This is a genomic window from Paenibacillus sp. BIC5C1 (assembly GCF_032399705.1).
Classification (GTDB): Bacteria; Bacillota; Bacilli; order Paenibacillales; family Paenibacillaceae; genus Paenibacillus; species Paenibacillus taichungensis_A.
In genome coordinates, this window is sequence record NZ_CP135922.1 from 2,756,440 (window position 1) to 2,773,902 (window position 17,463).

The window sequence follows — 17,463 nt, forward strand, 5'->3', positions numbered from 1 at the left end:
TCGATAATTGCCTGAAATTTGTTGATCTCGTTTATAAATCATGACATTTGGGGTACTACTCTTATAGATGAAGTTATGTTCAGGTCGATCTGTTCATACGGAATATATTCAGATTCCCCATAAAGGAGGATATGTGGTGTCGAATCCAATTGCAGAGAATCGTTCTCTGTTCGAGCAGTTATACAAACATGCACCGATCGGCATTGCTGTTGCTTCGCATGTGAACGGACGTTGGCTTCAGCTCAATCCGGCATTTTGTGAAATGCTGGGGTGCAGTGAAGATGAATTGATTGGCTCCCCGATTGTACATATGATCTATGAGGAAGACATAGAGATGGAGGAGTTTAGATCCCATTTCTGGGGTATGACCAATGGATCAAGTCTGATGTATGAAACAGAGTTACGGCTTAAGCGCAAGGATGATTCTCTTCTGTGGGCGACGGTAAGAGCCTGCATCGTCAGGGATGAAACGAGTGGCGAGCCGCTTTATTTGCTTGTGCAGGCAGCGGATATTTCGAAGCAAAAGGATGCGGAGAGTCGACTCATTATACAGCGCAAGCAGTTGGAAGAGAGTAGTCGTATCTCAAGATTGCTGGTTGAATCCTCGCTTGACCTGATTGCCATTCATCATGCTGATCCGGAACGGACGTTCAAGTACGTATCTCCAGCCAGCCAAAACATGTTGGGATATGATCCAGAAGAAGTGGTTGGTCAATCTGGCCTGTTCTGCATCCACCCCAGCGATGTACCTCTTGTGGAAGCTTACGTAGCGGGTCAAATTCAAGGCCTTGCTCCTGATCGAATGATCTATCGGCTCCTGCATAAAGATGGTTCTGTTGTATGGGCAGATACCATCACTCATTATCTATATGACAAACAGGGGAATCTGCAGGAAATGATCGCGGTGACCCGTGATATTACAGCAAGCAAGCAGCAGCAGTTAAGTCTTCAAGAATACCAATCTTTGTTCGACAGTAATCCACTTGGAGTTGCTTCATTGGATTTGGACGGAAACTTGCTGAAGGCTAACGCGGGTCAGGAGCAATTGACAGGCCATACCAAGGAGGAACTTCTTAGTTCATCTTTTGATCATCTCATTGATCCGGCGGACCTGGATAAGGCAAGGCATCACTTTGAAGAGACCGCAAAAGGAACCGTACAGAGCTATGAAGTAGGGCTGATTCACAAAGACGGACAGCGTATTGAAACGAGTGTGATTAATGTTCCGATTTTGCTCGAGGATCGGGTCGTAGGCGTCTATGGAATAACCAGCGATATTACGGAGTCCAAAAGGTATGTAGAGGAAATTGAAAATCTCAGTTATGAGAGGGCGTTGATTCTTAATGCCATGTCTGAGGGAGTCATTGGCCTGGATCAGAATGGAAACCTTATATTTGCCAACCCGATTGCAACAGAGATGATGGATTTCTGTCCGTCTGAGATGAATGGCAAGCCACTTGAAGAGATTATGTTACAAATGCAAAGCGAGGGTATCCCTTATCCGTCCAATGGAACTCCAATTCTTCAAGCTGTACGAGAAGGGCGAAGTCTGCCGCGATCTGAGTCTGTATTTTGGAAGCAGGATGGCTCCAGCTTCTTGGCGGAATTCCAATTGAAACCGATTATGGAGCAGGGGGACAATCGTGGGGCAGTTCTGGTTTTCCGCGATATGACATCGGTGAAGGAAATCATTCGTGCCAAAGAAGTGGCAGAACATGCGGATCGAGCCAAATCCGAGTTCCTGGCAATTATGAGTCATGAGCTTCGTACACCTCTGAATGGAATTATGGGCATGGCTCACCTTCTAAAAGAAACAGAGCTGGATGAGGAGCAGAACGGCTTCGCTGATATCATCATCGACAGTGGTGAATCACTGCTGCATATTCTGAATGAAATCTTGGATTTCAGCAAGATTGAAGCAGGCAAAATGGATCTCGAACGACAGCCAGTGGATCTCAAAGCCGTTCTTGGCGGGGTTATGGAACTATTTGCGCTTAGAGCTTCCGAAAAGAATATTGAACTATACTGTGAGATGTCAGATCAGATTCCCGAATGCGTACGAGGCGATGAAACACGAATTCGTCAGATTCTAATAAATTTGGTAGGCAATGCCGTCAAATTCACGGAGAAGGGAAGCATTCAGGTTCATGTGAGCGTTAAGCCAGCGGAATTTTACAATGAGAATCACCTTATCTTGTTAGTTTCAGTCAAAGATACGGGGATTGGCATTCCGTTCAATAAGCAGCATCAACTTTTCCAGTCCTTCTCGCAGCTCGATCCGGCTATTAATCGGAAATATGGAGGTACAGGTCTGGGATTGGCTATCAGTAAAAAGCTTGTGGAACTCATGGGCGGCGCCATTGGTGTGCAAAGTGAGACAGGTGAGGGAGCCAATTTCCAATTCACCCTGTTACTTGAACGTTGGCAAGACGAGTACACGGATCGGATTGAAGAGGTGGCTGATAACGACCTGAAGCTGAATCGAACAAGTCTGGCAGCAGGGATCAAAATTCTTATAGCTGAGGATCAGTCATTGAACAGTCATTTGCTGGAGGAAATGCTTCGTAAGCTCGGCGGTGTATGTGATATCGTGGAGAACGGTGCTGAAGCGGTGAAAGCATTAGAAAGGGAAACGTATGACCTTATTTTTATGGACATCCAAATGCCTGTTATGGATGGAATTGAAGCGACCTGTCGAATTAGGCAAAGCCATCCTGAAACTCCCGTCATTGCAGCCATCACGGCATTTGCAGGAGCGAACGACCGGGAAGCGTGTTTACAATGCGGCATGCAGGACTTTATCAGCAAACCGTTCAGCTCTACGGAAATAAGTCGTGTACTAAACACATGGGTTCCGTATATTCGGTCCCGGCAAGAGCGCTGATGGTTAGTAGCACTAAGAATACAGAGATAAGAAAATAACCTGCCCTAATAAGGGAGCAGGTTATTTTGCATATCGTTGGTATTGCCCTGACAGATATCAGGACCATCCTCCAATTAACCCCGAAAGGGTTACACACTCGTCATCTTCCAGTTCTGCAATTAGGGTAAGTTCTTCGTTGTCATTGGGGTCCACCGAGAACAATTCACGGCGTCCGTCTTCATGGACAATAATGACCAACTTATTACCGCTTTTTGTATCAAACTGGTACTTCACTCCGATACCAGGCAATGGGCATTCCCGGATATTCATGAAACCTGTCACCTCTTTAGCTTTTCCATAGTTAAGTTAACCGTTCACACAGTACGGATGTATTCTACTATCCATAACACCGTTTGGCAAGTCGGAAATGAATTAGTGGTGATCTCATCCAAGTTTCCTGAACTGTGGTTAGTTATACTTTTCGAGCCTGTCTGGTTCGTCTACGACGGACCATAAACCAGATAAGTAATGCAATGATCAGCACCAAGGCAATGCCCCCCGTAATAATAATGTTCCGAATATTCGGGACCTGTACGGTCAAATCCAGCTTATTCGTATTCAGTGGGGAGACGTGCCAAATAAGGGTCTTTCCATGATCTTCGACCAGATCTGCATTGGAATCCTGGGCCTTAATTGGCAGTGTCAGCTTGAAATCAAAATTGACATCTTTCAACAGCAAGTTTTTGAGGAATCCGGGGACCTTGGTGATTTGGTCTTTGACTTCTCCATCAGGTATTGTCTGCAACAGGTCAGCTTCAGCAGCAATATGCAATTTGGAAGTGAAAAAGCCGGGTGTAGTGGATTGCTCCACCTTGATTCCATCAGGCAGATCCGACATGCTGAAGGTAGAGACGGTATTACTTTTCTCATAATGGGTTGTCGCTTTGAGCTGTGTCCGATCTCCCTGGTCCGAAACTTCGGCCTGGAAATTATTCTGTTTCAACGTATTTGCGAGCATTGTCATGAGATTTTCTTGTCCCATCATTCCCAAAGCTGAGTCGGTTACGCTGAGATTCAGATCCAGATCGGATGAACCGTCCATATTAACCGTGACATGAGCTTCACCATCAGCACAAGCGGATAGTATAAACAGCATAAGAGTTAGTAGAGAAGCGAATAATAGCTGACGAAAATAGGGTGTGCGAGTCGACATTCAGTTCAAACCTTTCTGCGTATAATCCAATTCCAATTCATAGAAGTATAGTATACACCGTAAGGATGGCGGATGAAACTTTGTTCACTATTAGAGCCTGGTGAATGTATGCTTTGATAGGATAAATCTATAGAATTAGCATGAAAAAAGAGGTGCGAAGCAATAAAGGAGTGATTCGATAATGATAACAAGTCAGACGAGTTGTTTATTGTGCTTGAGGGTGAACGTTTAAACCGTGAATCTGTGTTTTGAACATTTTGGATGCAGATAAGGTAGATGTGGAATAATCGAGTGAAGGACATACCGGTTGAAATTACAATGAAAAAGGACATAATATGTTGAGTGAAAATGAAGATTTCGTATTTTTGTCAATGTTCAGTCAATTCAAAATGGGTTTCACCGTGTAAACTGGTAGTAGTGTGAAGAAATACGGAGCAGGGGGGTTACATTCATGACATATATCATTATTATGGCAATCATTATGGTTGTGGGAATGGTCGGAATGGGCTGGTTCTACAAGATTATGGACAACGATCAACACTAGGGTATATTGAAAAAAAACTTGAAAAGACAAGCCTATAAGCTGGCTTCGCAATGGATGCGAGGCGGGCTTATTTGTATATAATACCCAAAAGTCTAAATATAGCATGAAATCATGTCGGATTTAAGTGGTATGCTTCCAAATGGAAATGTTTTACACTTGAAACTGTAAGCGTTTACATTTAAATTTATGGGAGGCTAACATTATGGGTTTGAAGATGAAGAAAAGGTCAGGCAAGAAAGCATGGATGCTGCTGGTTATGTCTTTACTGATTGCGGCCGTTCCAATTACAGCAAGCGCAGCATCGGATTCCACAGCGTATGCCAAACTTAATTTCAGCAACAACAAATATTATATTTTCAATAATAGCTGGGGAAGCTCAAGTGTCAGTGGCTGGTCCCAGTCCGTGTATGTGAACAGCAATACTGATCTGGGTTACGTTTGGAACTGGCCAACGACTGCGGGTGGAGTCAAAGCTTATCCTTCTCTTGTCAGCGGCTGGCACTGGACAGAAGGCTACACACCAGGCAGTGGGCTGCCAACGCGATTATCTGCGAACAAAAGTATTAATACCGGCGTAAGCTATTCTAAGGCTTCCAACACCACTGGGGAGTATAACAATGCGTATGATATCTGGCTGCACGACATCGGCAATGCGACCTGGTCAAGCACACCCACCGAGGAGATTATGATCTGGAACGATTGGACTTCCGGTGTAGGACCTATTGGTTCCAAAGTGTTCTCGGATGTGTCCATTGGTGGACAAACCTATGATCTGTATCGCGGTGAGATTACCGATAATGGAGTGCATCAATGGTGGGTATACTCGTTCCTGAAAAAGTCGAAATCCCCCAACAACTTTAGCATCAACGTCAAAAACTTCACCGATTATCTGATCTCCAAAAGTTATTTTACCAACAGCAAGTATGTCAGCAGTGTTGAATATGGAACCGAAATTACGAAAGGCAGCGGCCAGATCAATTACTCCAATTGGTACGTGAACGTTCAGTAACGGTCTGTTTATCACGCCTTTTCCTGATTTAATGAGATGCTGCTCGAAGGAAAACCCATTTCCTGCTGATGCAGCATCTTTTACTTTTGTATTGTACTTAACATTCATGCGTAACATATGTAACGAGTGATGTAGCTCCATTTGACCGATGGACAAATATTTTTCGTAAAGTTGGGATTTTTAGGCTGCTCTTTTGTATAATAGGGTTTAGTTCAACTCGGGGAATCCCGAAATATGCCTAACAGGAAAGGGTGTACATAAATGAAATTTAGTGAGTATACGTATACACGTCCCGATCTGGAACAAATCAAAACGTCATTCCGTGAGCTTCTGAGTGGTTTTGAAGCCGCGACTACGGTTGAAGAGCAGAGTGGATATATGGACAAGATTAATGCTTTGCGCAGTGACTTTGAGACTCAGGCACAATTGGTCTACATCCGTCATTCCATTGATACCAATGATACATTTTACAAAGAAGAGAATGAGTTTCTGGATGAAAGCTCTCCGATCATTCAAGAATACATCACCGATTATTATCGGGCATTGGTAAATTCCAAATTCCGTGCTGAACTGGAACAAAAATGGGGTTCACAGCTGTTCCAGCTGGCGGATCAGTCTCTGAAAACGTTCAGCCCGGAAATTATCGAGGACCTTCAGAAAGAGAACAAACTCTCTACGGAATACAACCAGCTGATTGCTTCGGCCAAAATTCCGTTTGAAGGTGAAGAGCGCACATTGCCGCAGCTGCATCCTTTTGAGTTGTCCACGGATCGCTCCATGCGGGAACGCGCATCGGAAGCAAGATATACGTTCATGGCTGAGCATGAGGCTGAATTCGATCGCATTTACGACGAATTGGTGAAAGTGCGTACACAGATCGCGAAGAAGCTGGGATATCCATCTTATGTGGAACTCGGCTATGACCGTATGAACCGTACGGATTACAACGCGGAGATGGTGTCCAATTTCAGAGCACAAGTTCGTGATTATATCGTGCCTGTAGCGACGAAGCTCAGAGAGCGTCAACGCAGCCGGATTGATGTGGATACCCTCTATTTTTACGATCAAGGCTTCAGCTTTAAGACGGGTAACCCGACACCTAAAGGAGATGCCGACTGGATCATTGACAATGGTAAGAAAATGTACGCTGAATTATCACCGGAGACGGATACGTTTTTCCAGATGATGACGGACAATGAATTGATGGATCTGGTGAGCAAAAAAGGCAAGCAGGGTGGGGGCTATTGTACCTTCCTGAACGATTACAAAGTGCCTTTTATTTTCTCTAACTTTAACGGTACATCGGGTGATATCGACGTATTGACACATGAAGCGGGTCACGCGTTCCAGGTCTATGAGAGCCGTCACTTCGAAGTACCTGAGTACAACTGGCCAACGTATGAATCCGCAGAGATCCATTCCATGAGCATGGAATTCTTCACTTGGCCGTGGATGGAATTGTTCTTCAAGGAAGATACGGATAAATACAAGTTTGATCACCTGTCTTCTGGACTACTCTTCATTCCTTACGGCGTGGCAGTCGATGAATTCCAGCATTTCGTTTATGCAAATCCGGATGCAACACCAGCGGAGCGCAAGCAGGCTTGGCGCAATATTGAGAAGACTTATCTGCCGCACATCAATTACAAGGATAACGCTTATTTGGAACAAGGCGGATTCTGGCACAAGCAGGGTCATATCTTCTCGTCGCCGTTCTATTACATCGACTACACCCTGGCACAAATCTGTGCATTCCAGTTCTGGAAACGCAGTAACCAGGATATGAAGTCCGCATGGGCTGACTATTTGACTTTGTGTAAAGCCGGAGGAAGCCTGTCCTTCACAGGATTGGTAGAACTGGCAGGTTTGAATTCTCCGTTTGAAGACGGCTGCGTATCCTCCGTTATCGGCGATATCGAAGCATGGTTGGATGCAGTAGACGATAAAGCGCTGTAAGCGAGAAATAAAAATAAAGGTCGAAGAGGTGAAAGGGAACGAGGAATAAACCTGACGTTACAGCATTCTGAGGCAGGGCGGATTTGAATGAATTCATTTCCCTACTCTATACAAAGAATGCGAGGTTATACCATGTTGGTTATACTGGATCAACCGTCCCAAAGGAATCAATTGGCGCCCTTCATCTCAGGAACGAACGGGCATGTGGTTATGGGTGGAGTACTTGCAGGACTTCAACGCGGGCGTGTCTATGCAGATCAGCTTCATGTTCCAAAAAGTGCCCTGATTTGGGCCGAAAACGAAATGTTTTATTTGATCGGAAGATCGGATAATGAACAGTTCAATAGTCTTGTCAGAGAGGTACTTGTTCAGGAGCTACTGCCTGAAGCGTTAGATGCTGGCGAAGACATGCTGAATCTTGAAGTGTACCCCGAGCCCGGCTCGGATTGGTCTCCAGTACTGCATCACATGTTCATTGGACGTTTGCGAGAAGGATTACGAGTTCCTTTTCAATTCAATCTTGCGAAGTATGAAAAGTGGCTTGAACGAAGTTCCAACTTCAAGTTCGTTTCTCCCCGATATGAGATTCAAGTTATCGATCAAGCTGTAATGCTAGAGGACAAAAACTGTATCATCGAGCAGGAAATTTTGAAATTCTGGCATTCGGTGGAGGACTTTTTCCAATACGGAGCAGGAACATGCACGGTATATCAAGGGAAGGTTGTAGGTACATGTATCTCAGTGTTTGTCAGTGGCATCCACCATGAAACAGGCATCAACACCTACGATCCGATACACCGTGGCAAGGGTCTGGCTACGGCCATGGCAAGCGCTTATGTTCAATCCGTTTTGGAACAGGGGTGTGTTCCACACTGGACGACAGAGGATTTTCGTCATGATTCCATTGCAATAGCGGGTAAGCTTGGTTTTGAACAAAGCAGAGCCTATCCCGTCTATTACATGCCGATTCAGGAGCTTCTAAATTGCTGACCATCTGCAGGGACTGTACCCAAGTCATGAAAATGACCAGGGACAGTCCCTGTTTTTTGATTCGATTTGTGAAGCCTGTGAATTCAAGATCAACTAGCCCTTTTCAATTCACGCACACATAAGCCAGTTACTGAAGAACAGTCATAATTATTGGATAATTCCGTGCAAATGAAACATTTATCAACTTGGTTGTGATTTATTTCACTATATCTGAAAACGGATTCAGTTACAATAAAGACAGTAAATCAGGGGTAACAGGAGGCTGGTTCAGATGGCAACACACGCTTATTATGTTCCGCCCGTGAACTTGATGGGTAGAGGATGTTTACACGAAGCAGGAAAAATGATTGAGAACATGGGTATTCGCAAAGCGCTTGTCGTAAGTGATCGTCGATTAATTTCTTCCGGCGTTGCTCAACAAGTGCTGTCTATACTAAGAAAATCAGGGTTAGACTATGTTGTATATGATGGGGTTCAGCCCAATCCAACCTGTCAGAATGTACATGATGGACTTCACGTATTTCAGGATCATGGCTGTGACGCCATTATATCGATAGGCGGAGGTTCACCTCAGGATGCAGCCAAAGCCATTGGCATTGTCGCAACCAACGGTGGGCATATCCGCGATTATGAAGGTTTGCATCAATCGAAACACAAGTCCGTGCCGCTTGTTGCCATTAACACAACGGCTGGCACGTCCAGTGAGGTGACCATGAACTACGTGATTACAGATGAGGAACGCAAGGTGAAAATGGTGATGGTGGATCGAAACAGTCTCGTCGACCTGTCGGTGAATGATCCGGAACTGATGCTGAGCAAGCCGGCCAGTCTTACTGCCGCCACGGGCATGGATGCATTGACCCATGCGGTGGAAGCCATGGTGACGCCTGGAGGGTTTACAGTGACGAGTGCTACAGCGGCGGCTGCCGTTGAGCTAATCTTTGAATATTTACCAAGAGCCGTCAGGGACGGCAGTGATCTGGAAGCAAGAGAGCATATGACGTATGCGTGTTTTCTTGGCGGGATTGCTTTTAACAATGCAGGCTTGGGTTATGTTCATGCGATGGCCCATCAACTTGGTGGAGTCTATGATCTGCCGCATGGGGTATGTAACGCGATGTTGCTCCCTTATGTAGAAGAATTGAATGCAAAGCATGTGCCAGGTAAATTCCGTCATATAGCCAAAGCAATCGGTATGGATGTAAAAGGAAAACGAGATGAGGAGTGCTCGGAGTATGTAATCCAAGCCATTCGTCAGCTTTCCAAGGATGTTGGCATTCCTGAGAAACTGTCTGAATTGGGTGTGAAAGACCCAGATGTTGAGTTGCTGGCAGATAACGCGATGAAAGATGCTTGTGCACCTGGTAATCCGTATCAACCTTCCAGGGATGAAGTCATGGAGCTGTTCCGCAAAATTATATAGAGTATTACAATATGGTTAGTACAAAGAGGGCCTGAATATATGCCAGATTATATTCAGGCTTTTTTGTGTTGTGCGAACTTCTGAGCCTTGTGAATACGGATTCATTTCCTTCATTGGATAAAATAGTTTTATCTCGCAATGATCATTATTTTTTGTTTGACAGAGGGTGTGCTTTAATCCATAATCAATCCATACTAAACACATAAGTTTTATTGGAAGGGGAGAGTCAGTCATGTCACAGTTTAAATCATCAACGAGAAACTCATTATGGGTAGGAGTGTTAGCCGTTCTGTTATTGGTAATCGTTAGCGGTTGCTCCGGATCGAACAATGATCCCGCTCCCAATGCAGCAGCCCAGCCAGGCACGAGCCAGGGTACGGATGAAAATTCAAAGACGGACGAGACTGCAACGGGAGGGACCTTTGTATATGGTCGGCCGGCTTCTGTAACCTCGTTTGATTTGCATAATCAGATCACATCGAACAACGCTTTTGCCATTGATAAAGTATTTGAATCTCTGGTTGCTTTTGATAGCAAAGGCGAGATTGTGGATTGGCTTGCCAAGTCGCATAACATCAGTGATGACGGTCTGACGTATACCTTTGTGCTGCGTGATGGCTTAAAGTTCTCCAACGGCACAGATGTTACGGCTGAGGATGCCGTATTCTCGCTGGAGCGGCACTTGAAGGTTGGTGGCCCATTGGCAATATCGGCCAAGGTAGACACTGTCAAAGCAACGGATAGCCATACACTGGTGATCACGCTTAAAGAGCCGTATACGCCGTTTATTTCGGAGCTGTCCAACTTCTCGAACGGTATTATTCCCAATAATTTTGGCGGAGTTACCGAGGAAGAATTTTTCAAGAATCCAGTGGGTACAGGTCCTTTCGTGGTTGAACAGTGGGACCCGGCAGGCGATGTCACCTTTACGAAGAACACTCACTACTGGCAAGAAGGAAAGCCATCGGTTGATAAGCTTGTTTACAAGCTGATAGAAGATGACAGCCAAGCTATCAATCAATTGAAAGCAGGAGAAGTGGACGCAATTGAGTCGCTTGCTCTGCAAAATGCCGATGAAATAAAGAATGGCGCGGATACAACGGTTGTAACCAACGGCAGCTGGGTGACAGAGCAATTGTTCTTTAATACGCTGGATAAGCATTTTTCGGATGTGCATGTTCGTCGGGCATTGGCTCTGGAACTTGATCGTGATGGTCTGACCAAGGCGCTTACCTTTGGTTATGCACAGACCGCTAATTCATTGCTGCCGACAACGATTCCTTACAACTCGAATGATACACTCAAGGCACTGAATTTTGATGTAAATGCAGCCGAAGCGGAACTGGCCAAATCGGCCTTCCCTGATGGATTTACTACAAAACTGCTTGTAGCTTCAGGCAACAGCACCAGAGCGCAAGAAGCGCAAATCATTCAGGCAGCGGGAAAACAAATTGGCATTAACATCGAGATTGAATCGATTGAACTCGCTACCTTCCGTGAACGATTCTTTGCTTATGATTTCGCCGCGATGCTGAACAGCGGGCAAGCCGATTCTCCGGAAGCGAACTCGATCATTGCGTTCCAGACCGACCCTGATGGTTTCAGCAAATCTTACTGGACGCATTACACCAATGATGAAGTAACCAAGCTTCTCTATAAAGGCCAACAAACACCGGACGGCGATGGCCGTGCCGAAATATACTCCAAATTGCTTCAAACGCTTGCTGATGAAGTGCCTTACATTCCGCTTTATTATCCGGATATTCTGATTGGCGTTCGTTCTTCAGTAGATGGCATTGTTGTTTTGCCTAACGGCAGTGTGCGTTTTGAAGACGTTCGTATTCAGAAATGAAGAAGTTCTGGTTGATCAGTACTGTGGGAAGAGCGTTGGCAGTGATCCTTTGTGTGATGACAGCAGTCTTTTTTCTCATCAGAATGGTACCAGGCGATCCTGCCAAAATGATTCTCGGCGAGTACAGCACCCCCGAGGCCGTTGAGAGCATGCACCATGCTCTCGGGCTGGATCTGCCGCTGGGGGAACAATTCATACGGTTTGTGAAGACACTTTTCACTCAGGGGGATACCGGCAACTCCATTATTAACGGAACCTCGACTAGAGAATTGATTGCTGATCGAGCACCCGTTACCTTGCTGCTTATTGGCATGGCGTGTGCACTGGCAATTGTCATAGCACTTGTGCTTGCTACACTGGCCGCTACACACAAGGATAAGCTGCTGGATCATTTGATACGTATTTTTCCTACGGTAACGCTAGGTATGCCAATCTTCTGGGTTGGCATCCTTTTGATTCTGCTGCTGAGTGTTCATCTTCACTGGTTTCCGGTTGGTGGAGTCGGTGAAGGGTGGTGGGGCACCTTATACAGTTTGACACTTCCCGCCATTACCGTAGCTTTTTCACAGATTCCAACATTGGTTCGTTCATTAAGAGCCCAGATGCTTGAAGTACTGGAATCTGATTTTGTAGTTACATTGAAAGCTGCGAGATTACCGAGCCGGGTCATTCTATTCAAACATGTCCTGCGTAATGCGGCGCTTCCGACGCTGATCCTTCTTGGCGTTAATATCTCTTATCTCATTGGCGGCACATTGGTCGTGGAACAGGTATTTGGTATTAAAGGAATTGGCAGTCTTTTGTTTAGTTCCATTTCCAAACGGGATTTCCCGGTCATTCAAGGCATAGCCCTTTACTGTGCTGTATCTGTCGTGATCATCAGTCTCCTGATAGAGCTTCTGTCCAGATGGCTTGATCCCAGAACGAAAGGAAAACCATGAAAACGATACGAATTGAACCTCTGTTATATGAAGACAGCCAAAACACCAGTCTCTTGAATCGCATATTGAAAACTCCTACCCTGCTTGTGGGAAGTGTGATGTTTGCTGTGCTGATCCTCTTGGCTGTAATCATACCGTGGGTTAGTCCTTATGACCCTTCGGAGCAAAATTTGAGTGCCTTTTTGCAGCCTCCGTCTGCGGAACATTGGTTGGGCACAGACCAACTGGGACGTGATTTGTTTACTAGACTGATTTATGCCGCGCGAACCGATTTGAGCATTATGGTGCTGGCGGAAATTGTACCCTTTTGCATGGGCGTATTTCTGGGGATGCTCGCAGGGTATCACGGAAAATGGATTGATAAGGTCATATCGTTAGTTACCGATACACTTATCGCTTTCCCTTTTTATCTCATTGTCATTATCGTGGCTTTTGCCAGCGGAGCGGGTGAGCGGGGGATTTATATTACGTTTATGCTCGTTGGCTGGATTGTCTTTGCCCGTGTGGTCAGGGGGCTGAGTGCATCGTACCGCAAGCAGGAATGGATCGCATCCGCACAGACGTTAGGTTTGCCGGGAATACGGATCATCCTTCGTCATCTCCTGCCCAATGTATTGCCTCAGGCGATCGTTGTCCTCATGACGGATATGGTGGGGCTGCTGGTGGCGATTGTTACGCTTGGATACCTGGGCATTGGCATCGCACCACCGACCCCGGATTGGGGCACGATGATCTCGGATGGACAATCCTTTATCACGACAGCCTGGTGGCTCTCGGCAGTTCCGGGATTTGCAGTCGTTTACACGGGAATTGCTTTGTCGCTTGTCGGTGATGGATTGGCTGATGTATGGAGGAAAAAATAATGTCCACTGAACCGATTCTTGAAGTCAAGGCACTGTCTCTGTCAACCAAGTCAAATCAAAAATTAGTTCAAGATGTACATTTCTCGCTCGGCAGAGGGGAGAGCCTGGGATTAGTAGGTGAATCCGGCTCTGGTAAATCACTAACTCTTCGTTCGATTCTGGGACTGTTGCCAAGCGGTGTAGAGCAGACGGGCGGAACCATTCGGAGTGACGTGAACAGCGCAATGGTATTTCAAGACCCGAGAGGTGCGCTCGATCCGCTCTGTCCCGTTGTCAAACAGCTGACGGAAGTTGTCTATTACAGGCAAAAGTTAAGCAGGAAGGCCTCCAGGGTAGCAGCGCTGGAATTGCTTGAACTGTTGGGTCTTCCCGACTCGTTGAAGCGTGTGGATCGATACCCTAGCCAGCTGTCAGGTGGGCAGTGTCAGCGGGTAGTCATAGCACTGGCCCTGGCGTGCAAGCCGGGCATTCTGCTCTGTGATGAGCCAACAACGGCGCTGGACGTTACTGTGCAGCGTCAAATTATGGAGACGATCCAACGTTTGCAGGGTGAACTGGGATTCGCCATGATCTTTGTAACACATAATCTGGCGATTGCAGCGGCGCTGTGCTCGAAGCTGTGCGTGATGAAGCAGGGGCGGATTGTGGAGCACGGGGATTCGCTTGACCTTTTGCAAAACCCGCAAGATCCTTACACCCAAATGCTTATTAACTCGGTACTTCCTTTACCGAAGCTTGAAGGGAGCGAATAACGATGGAACTTTCTCTGCAAGTCCAGAATGTAACGGTTCAATATGGTGATTTTACTGCGCTGGACAACATCACACTGAATCTTCAGAAACATACCACGCTTGGTCTTGTCGGTGAGTCCGGTTCGGGCAAATCTACCCTTGCAAGAGTCATTGCCGGGTTAATTACGCCGGATGAAGGGCAGATTTCGCTGGGGGATCAGCAATTAAAGAAGAAGAGAAGTCGTGAGCAGTATAAAAGCATACAGATGATCTTCCAAAATCCGGATGCTTCACTGAATCCCAAACATTCCATTCGGCAGATTCTTGCTGAAGCGCTGTTGTTTCATCGCATTGTAGACCGTGCACAGGTGGAGAAAAGATCGAGAGAGATCCTGGCCCGTGTTCAGTTGGAAAGCAGGGCACTGGACAAGTATCCCCATGAATTCTCCGGCGGTCAGCGCCAACGGATCGCCATTGCACGTGCATTAAGCGTAGAGCCGAGTCTGCTAATTGCGGATGAGCCGACAAGTGCACTGGATGTTTCCGTGCAGCGGAGTGTGCTCGATCTGTTCAATTCACTTAAGAGGGAACTTAATCTTACGCTACTGTTCATTTCTCATGATCTTGGAGTTATCCATGCGATTAGTGATACGGTAGCAGTCATGCGGCAGGGTCAGCTTGTGGAGATTAGCCCCAAAGATCAATTCTTCACTCGACCTGAAACGGCATATAGCCGAGAGCTATTATCCGCAGTTCCAAAGATGCCGAAATCAAGTTCTTTAGGAGGTTAATATGAGCCAACAATATAAAGGAAACATTCCCCTCGCCCTGTCGGAATACGATACACTTACACAATTGCTCTCCAACCTTTTGAATACAAAGTATCCTCCGGTGATCATCCCGGGTGAGGCTATCTTGGGCATAGAGGCCGTGGCAGCTGGAATATCTGCACCGGGTCGTACGATTGTCAATGTCGTAACAGGGCCTTATGGCAGTTTGTTTGGTCAGTGGCTTGAACGTGGAGGGGCAACGGTTATTGAAGTCAAAGTTCCTTTTGATGAAGTTGTACCTGTGGAGAAGGTAGCTGCCGCAATTGAAAAGTATCAACCATCCGCACTATCCTTTGTTCAAGCAGAGGTGGTAACAGGTGGGTCGAATCCCGCAAAAGAAATTATAAAGATTGCGCGTGCCCATAACCTGATTACGGTGAGCGACTCTGTCTCAGCAATTGGGGGAGAGCCTCTGCTGGTCGATGAATGGGGTGTTGATTTTGTAGCTGTGGGTGCACAAAAAGCCTTGGCCGGCCCTAACGGCATCAGCGCGGTAAGCATTTCACCACGTGGATGGGAATTTCTCGAATCCAATGCGCATGCACCGCGCAACTCCATCCTGTCTTTGCTTGATTTGAAGCCATCCGAGGAAGGAGCTGTACCTGTAAGGGTTCCCCCCAACATTCCAACGCTGGAAGCCAGAGCACTGATTTTGGCTTTGACAGCCATTGAGTCTGAAGGATTGGAGCAGGTGATCAAGCGTCATGAACAGGCGGCGTTATCTGCTATAGCAGGAATTCAGGCCTTGGGTCTGGAGCCTTGGCAAAAAGATAACAGAACATTTTCGACACTCACGACGACGGTCCGAATTGCAGGTGAGGAGAAGTTGTATATTGATCAGCCGATCGGCATCGTTGCTCCTGGGGATGGAGAACTTTTTGGTCAACTCTTGCGAATTAATCATTTTGGAGTTAATGCGTCCCTGGCAGGTGTGGAGGAAGCTGTTGCGACCATTGCGGCATTATTGAATGAGGAGCATGAGCAAGCAGTCCAGGCTGTTCGCCTCGTTTGGGGGAAATGAATATGACCCAGGTAAAATCGGAGGAGAAAAGTTTCAAACATATCTTTATAGCAGGCATTGTAGGAAAACGGTTCGATATCTCGATCCAGAATGGACGGTTTGCATCTGTTACAGAATCCGTGCCGCAGAATGATAACCCATCGCTTCCAGGTACAGATTTATGGATAAGTCCCGGACTTATTGATCTTCATACACATCTGGCCTGGACAGACTTTGACCATGCGGATCAATTGAAACGTGACAGTCACGAGGTTGAAGTGATGCAGGCGCAAGCTTTTGCAGCTACCCTCCGGACGGGAGTAACTACTGCTCGCGATGCAGGCGGATTGTTACCAAGCGCCGCTCGGCATCTCGCTCAGCACTATCAACATCCCTTAAGGGTTGAAACCAGCAGTGAAATGCTGGGTGCGGCAGATGCCAGAGGTGTAGAGTATCTGGAAAAACGGTTGAACGGAATTTTTGATACAGGCGCGGGCTGGGTTAAAATCATGGCGACAGGTGGACTGGGAGCCCCTACGGAACAAGTGCTCGATCCTGTATTTTCGGAGGAAGAGTTCGCGTTCATCGTTCGCCATGCCCATGCTCACCATAAAAAGGTGTTGGTTCATACCTGGGGTGGTGTGACGATAGACTGGTCTATCCAGGCCGGGGTGGAATCCGTGGAGCATGGCATGTTCTTATCGGAGGATCAGGCCGGCAGACTTGCGCAGTCCCGAACGGCCTTTGTGCCAACCACATCAATATATCGGATTGCCGCAGATCCGAAAGGCGTGCTTGCGTTGCCTACTATTATCAGTGATCGTGCAGCGCGCGCTGCTGAAGCTCATTCTACAGCCATCGGATATGCAAAAAGAGCAGGAGTCCGTTTCGGCTTCGGTACGGATTACGCCACACCTTCACTGCATGGCTATAATCTGCAAGAGTTGGATACGCTGATTGATTATGGCTTGACCCGGGCAGAGGCGTGGCAATCTGCGACGACCCATGCTGCTGAGATTCTGGGTCGTGGCGACGAATTGGGACAGATTGCAGAAGGTTATATTGCGGACGCCATTATTTTCAATGCTGATCCGTATCAAACGAAAGATGCAGATCAGCTGCGAGAGAGCATCGTGTCCGTAATTATTGGAGCGCAGAAACCATAACTTGGTTTCTGCGTTTTTTTCTTTACACGTGAGTGCAGTGAGGGCTATGTTGCTTCGAAGGATCAGGTTGTCGGGTGAATAT

14 protein-coding genes are annotated in these 17,463 nt (G+C 46.6%); 12 read left to right on the forward strand and 2 right to left on the reverse strand.

Features of this window, described 5'->3' with window-relative positions:
* The first annotated feature begins 136 nt into the window (after positions 1-136).
* Positions 137-2,884 (forward strand): PAS domain-containing hybrid sensor histidine kinase/response regulator, encoded by a 2,748-nt coding sequence (locus RS891_RS12735; RefSeq protein WP_315795468.1) that lies wholly within the window; start codon positions 137-139, stop codon positions 2,882-2,884.
* Between the two features lie 96 nt (positions 2,885-2,980).
* On the opposite strand, the gene RS891_RS12740 is transcribed toward RS891_RS12735, so the two are convergent.
* Positions 2,981-3,193: a cation:proton antiporter regulatory subunit gene (locus RS891_RS12740; protein ID WP_053779896.1), complete on the reverse strand. Its 213-nt coding sequence runs from the start codon at positions 3,191-3,193 to the stop codon at positions 2,981-2,983.
* 142 nt (positions 3,194-3,335) lie between these two features.
* A complete protein-coding gene (locus tag RS891_RS12745; protein WP_315795469.1) occupies positions 3,336-4,076 on the reverse strand; it encodes a hypothetical protein in 741 nt (246 codons plus the stop codon).
* A 746-nt stretch (positions 4,077-4,822) separates the two neighbouring features.
* Here RS891_RS12745 and RS891_RS12750 point away from each other — a divergent pair.
* The 11 genes from RS891_RS12750 (at position 4,823) to RS891_RS12800 (ending at position 17,381) form a co-directional block, all read left to right on the forward strand.
* Complete coding sequence (locus RS891_RS12750) at positions 4,823-5,629, forward strand: glycoside hydrolase family 12 protein (RefSeq protein ID WP_254790073.1); 807 nt, start codon at positions 4,823-4,825, stop codon at positions 5,627-5,629.
* 261 nt (positions 5,630-5,890) lie between these two features.
* On the forward strand, positions 5,891-7,585 hold the full coding sequence (locus RS891_RS12755; protein WP_076289721.1) for a M3 family oligoendopeptidase: 1,695 nt from the start codon (positions 5,891-5,893) through the stop codon (positions 7,583-7,585).
* Positions 7,586-7,717: 132 nt separating this feature from the next.
* Entirely contained in the window at positions 7,718-8,575 is an 858-nt protein-coding gene (locus tag RS891_RS12760) for a GNAT family N-acetyltransferase (RefSeq protein WP_315795470.1), read from the forward strand.
* A 271-nt stretch (positions 8,576-8,846) separates the two neighbouring features.
* Positions 8,847-9,998, forward strand: a complete 1,152-nt coding sequence (locus tag RS891_RS12765) for an iron-containing alcohol dehydrogenase (RefSeq protein ID WP_315795471.1) — start codon at positions 8,847-8,849, stop codon at positions 9,996-9,998.
* A gap of 232 nt (positions 9,999-10,230) precedes the next feature.
* Positions 10,231-11,850, forward strand: coding sequence for an ABC transporter substrate-binding protein (locus RS891_RS12770; RefSeq protein ID WP_315795472.1), 1,620 nt, complete (start codon positions 10,231-10,233; stop codon positions 11,848-11,850).
* An 11-nt stretch (positions 11,851-11,861) separates the two neighbouring features.
* Complete coding sequence (locus RS891_RS12775) at positions 11,862-12,791, forward strand: ABC transporter permease (protein WP_315795473.1); 930 nt, start codon at positions 11,862-11,864, stop codon at positions 12,789-12,791.
* Complete coding sequence (locus RS891_RS12780; RefSeq protein WP_315795474.1) at positions 12,788-13,654, forward strand: ABC transporter permease; 867 nt, start codon at positions 12,788-12,790, stop codon at positions 13,652-13,654. The genes RS891_RS12775 and RS891_RS12780 overlap by 4 nt, the downstream gene beginning before the upstream one ends.
* The gene (locus RS891_RS12785; RefSeq protein ID WP_315795475.1) at positions 13,654-14,406 is read left to right on the forward strand and encodes an ABC transporter ATP-binding protein; all 753 of its coding nucleotides are present in this window, start codon (positions 13,654-13,656) and stop codon (positions 14,404-14,406) included. Before RS891_RS12780 ends, RS891_RS12785 begins: the two co-directional genes overlap by 1 nt.
* Before the next feature lie 2 nt (positions 14,407-14,408).
* Positions 14,409-15,176, forward strand: a complete 768-nt coding sequence (locus RS891_RS12790; RefSeq protein ID WP_315795476.1) for an ABC transporter ATP-binding protein — start codon at positions 14,409-14,411, stop codon at positions 15,174-15,176.
* A gap of 1 nt (position 15,177) precedes the next feature.
* Complete coding sequence (locus RS891_RS12795; protein ID WP_315795477.1) at positions 15,178-16,236, forward strand: pyridoxal-phosphate-dependent aminotransferase family protein; 1,059 nt, start codon at positions 15,178-15,180, stop codon at positions 16,234-16,236.
* A 2-nt stretch (positions 16,237-16,238) separates the two neighbouring features.
* Entirely contained in the window at positions 16,239-17,381 is a 1,143-nt protein-coding gene (locus tag RS891_RS12800) for an amidohydrolase family protein (RefSeq protein ID WP_315795478.1), read from the forward strand.
* The last annotated feature ends 82 nt before the right edge of the window (positions 17,382-17,463 follow it).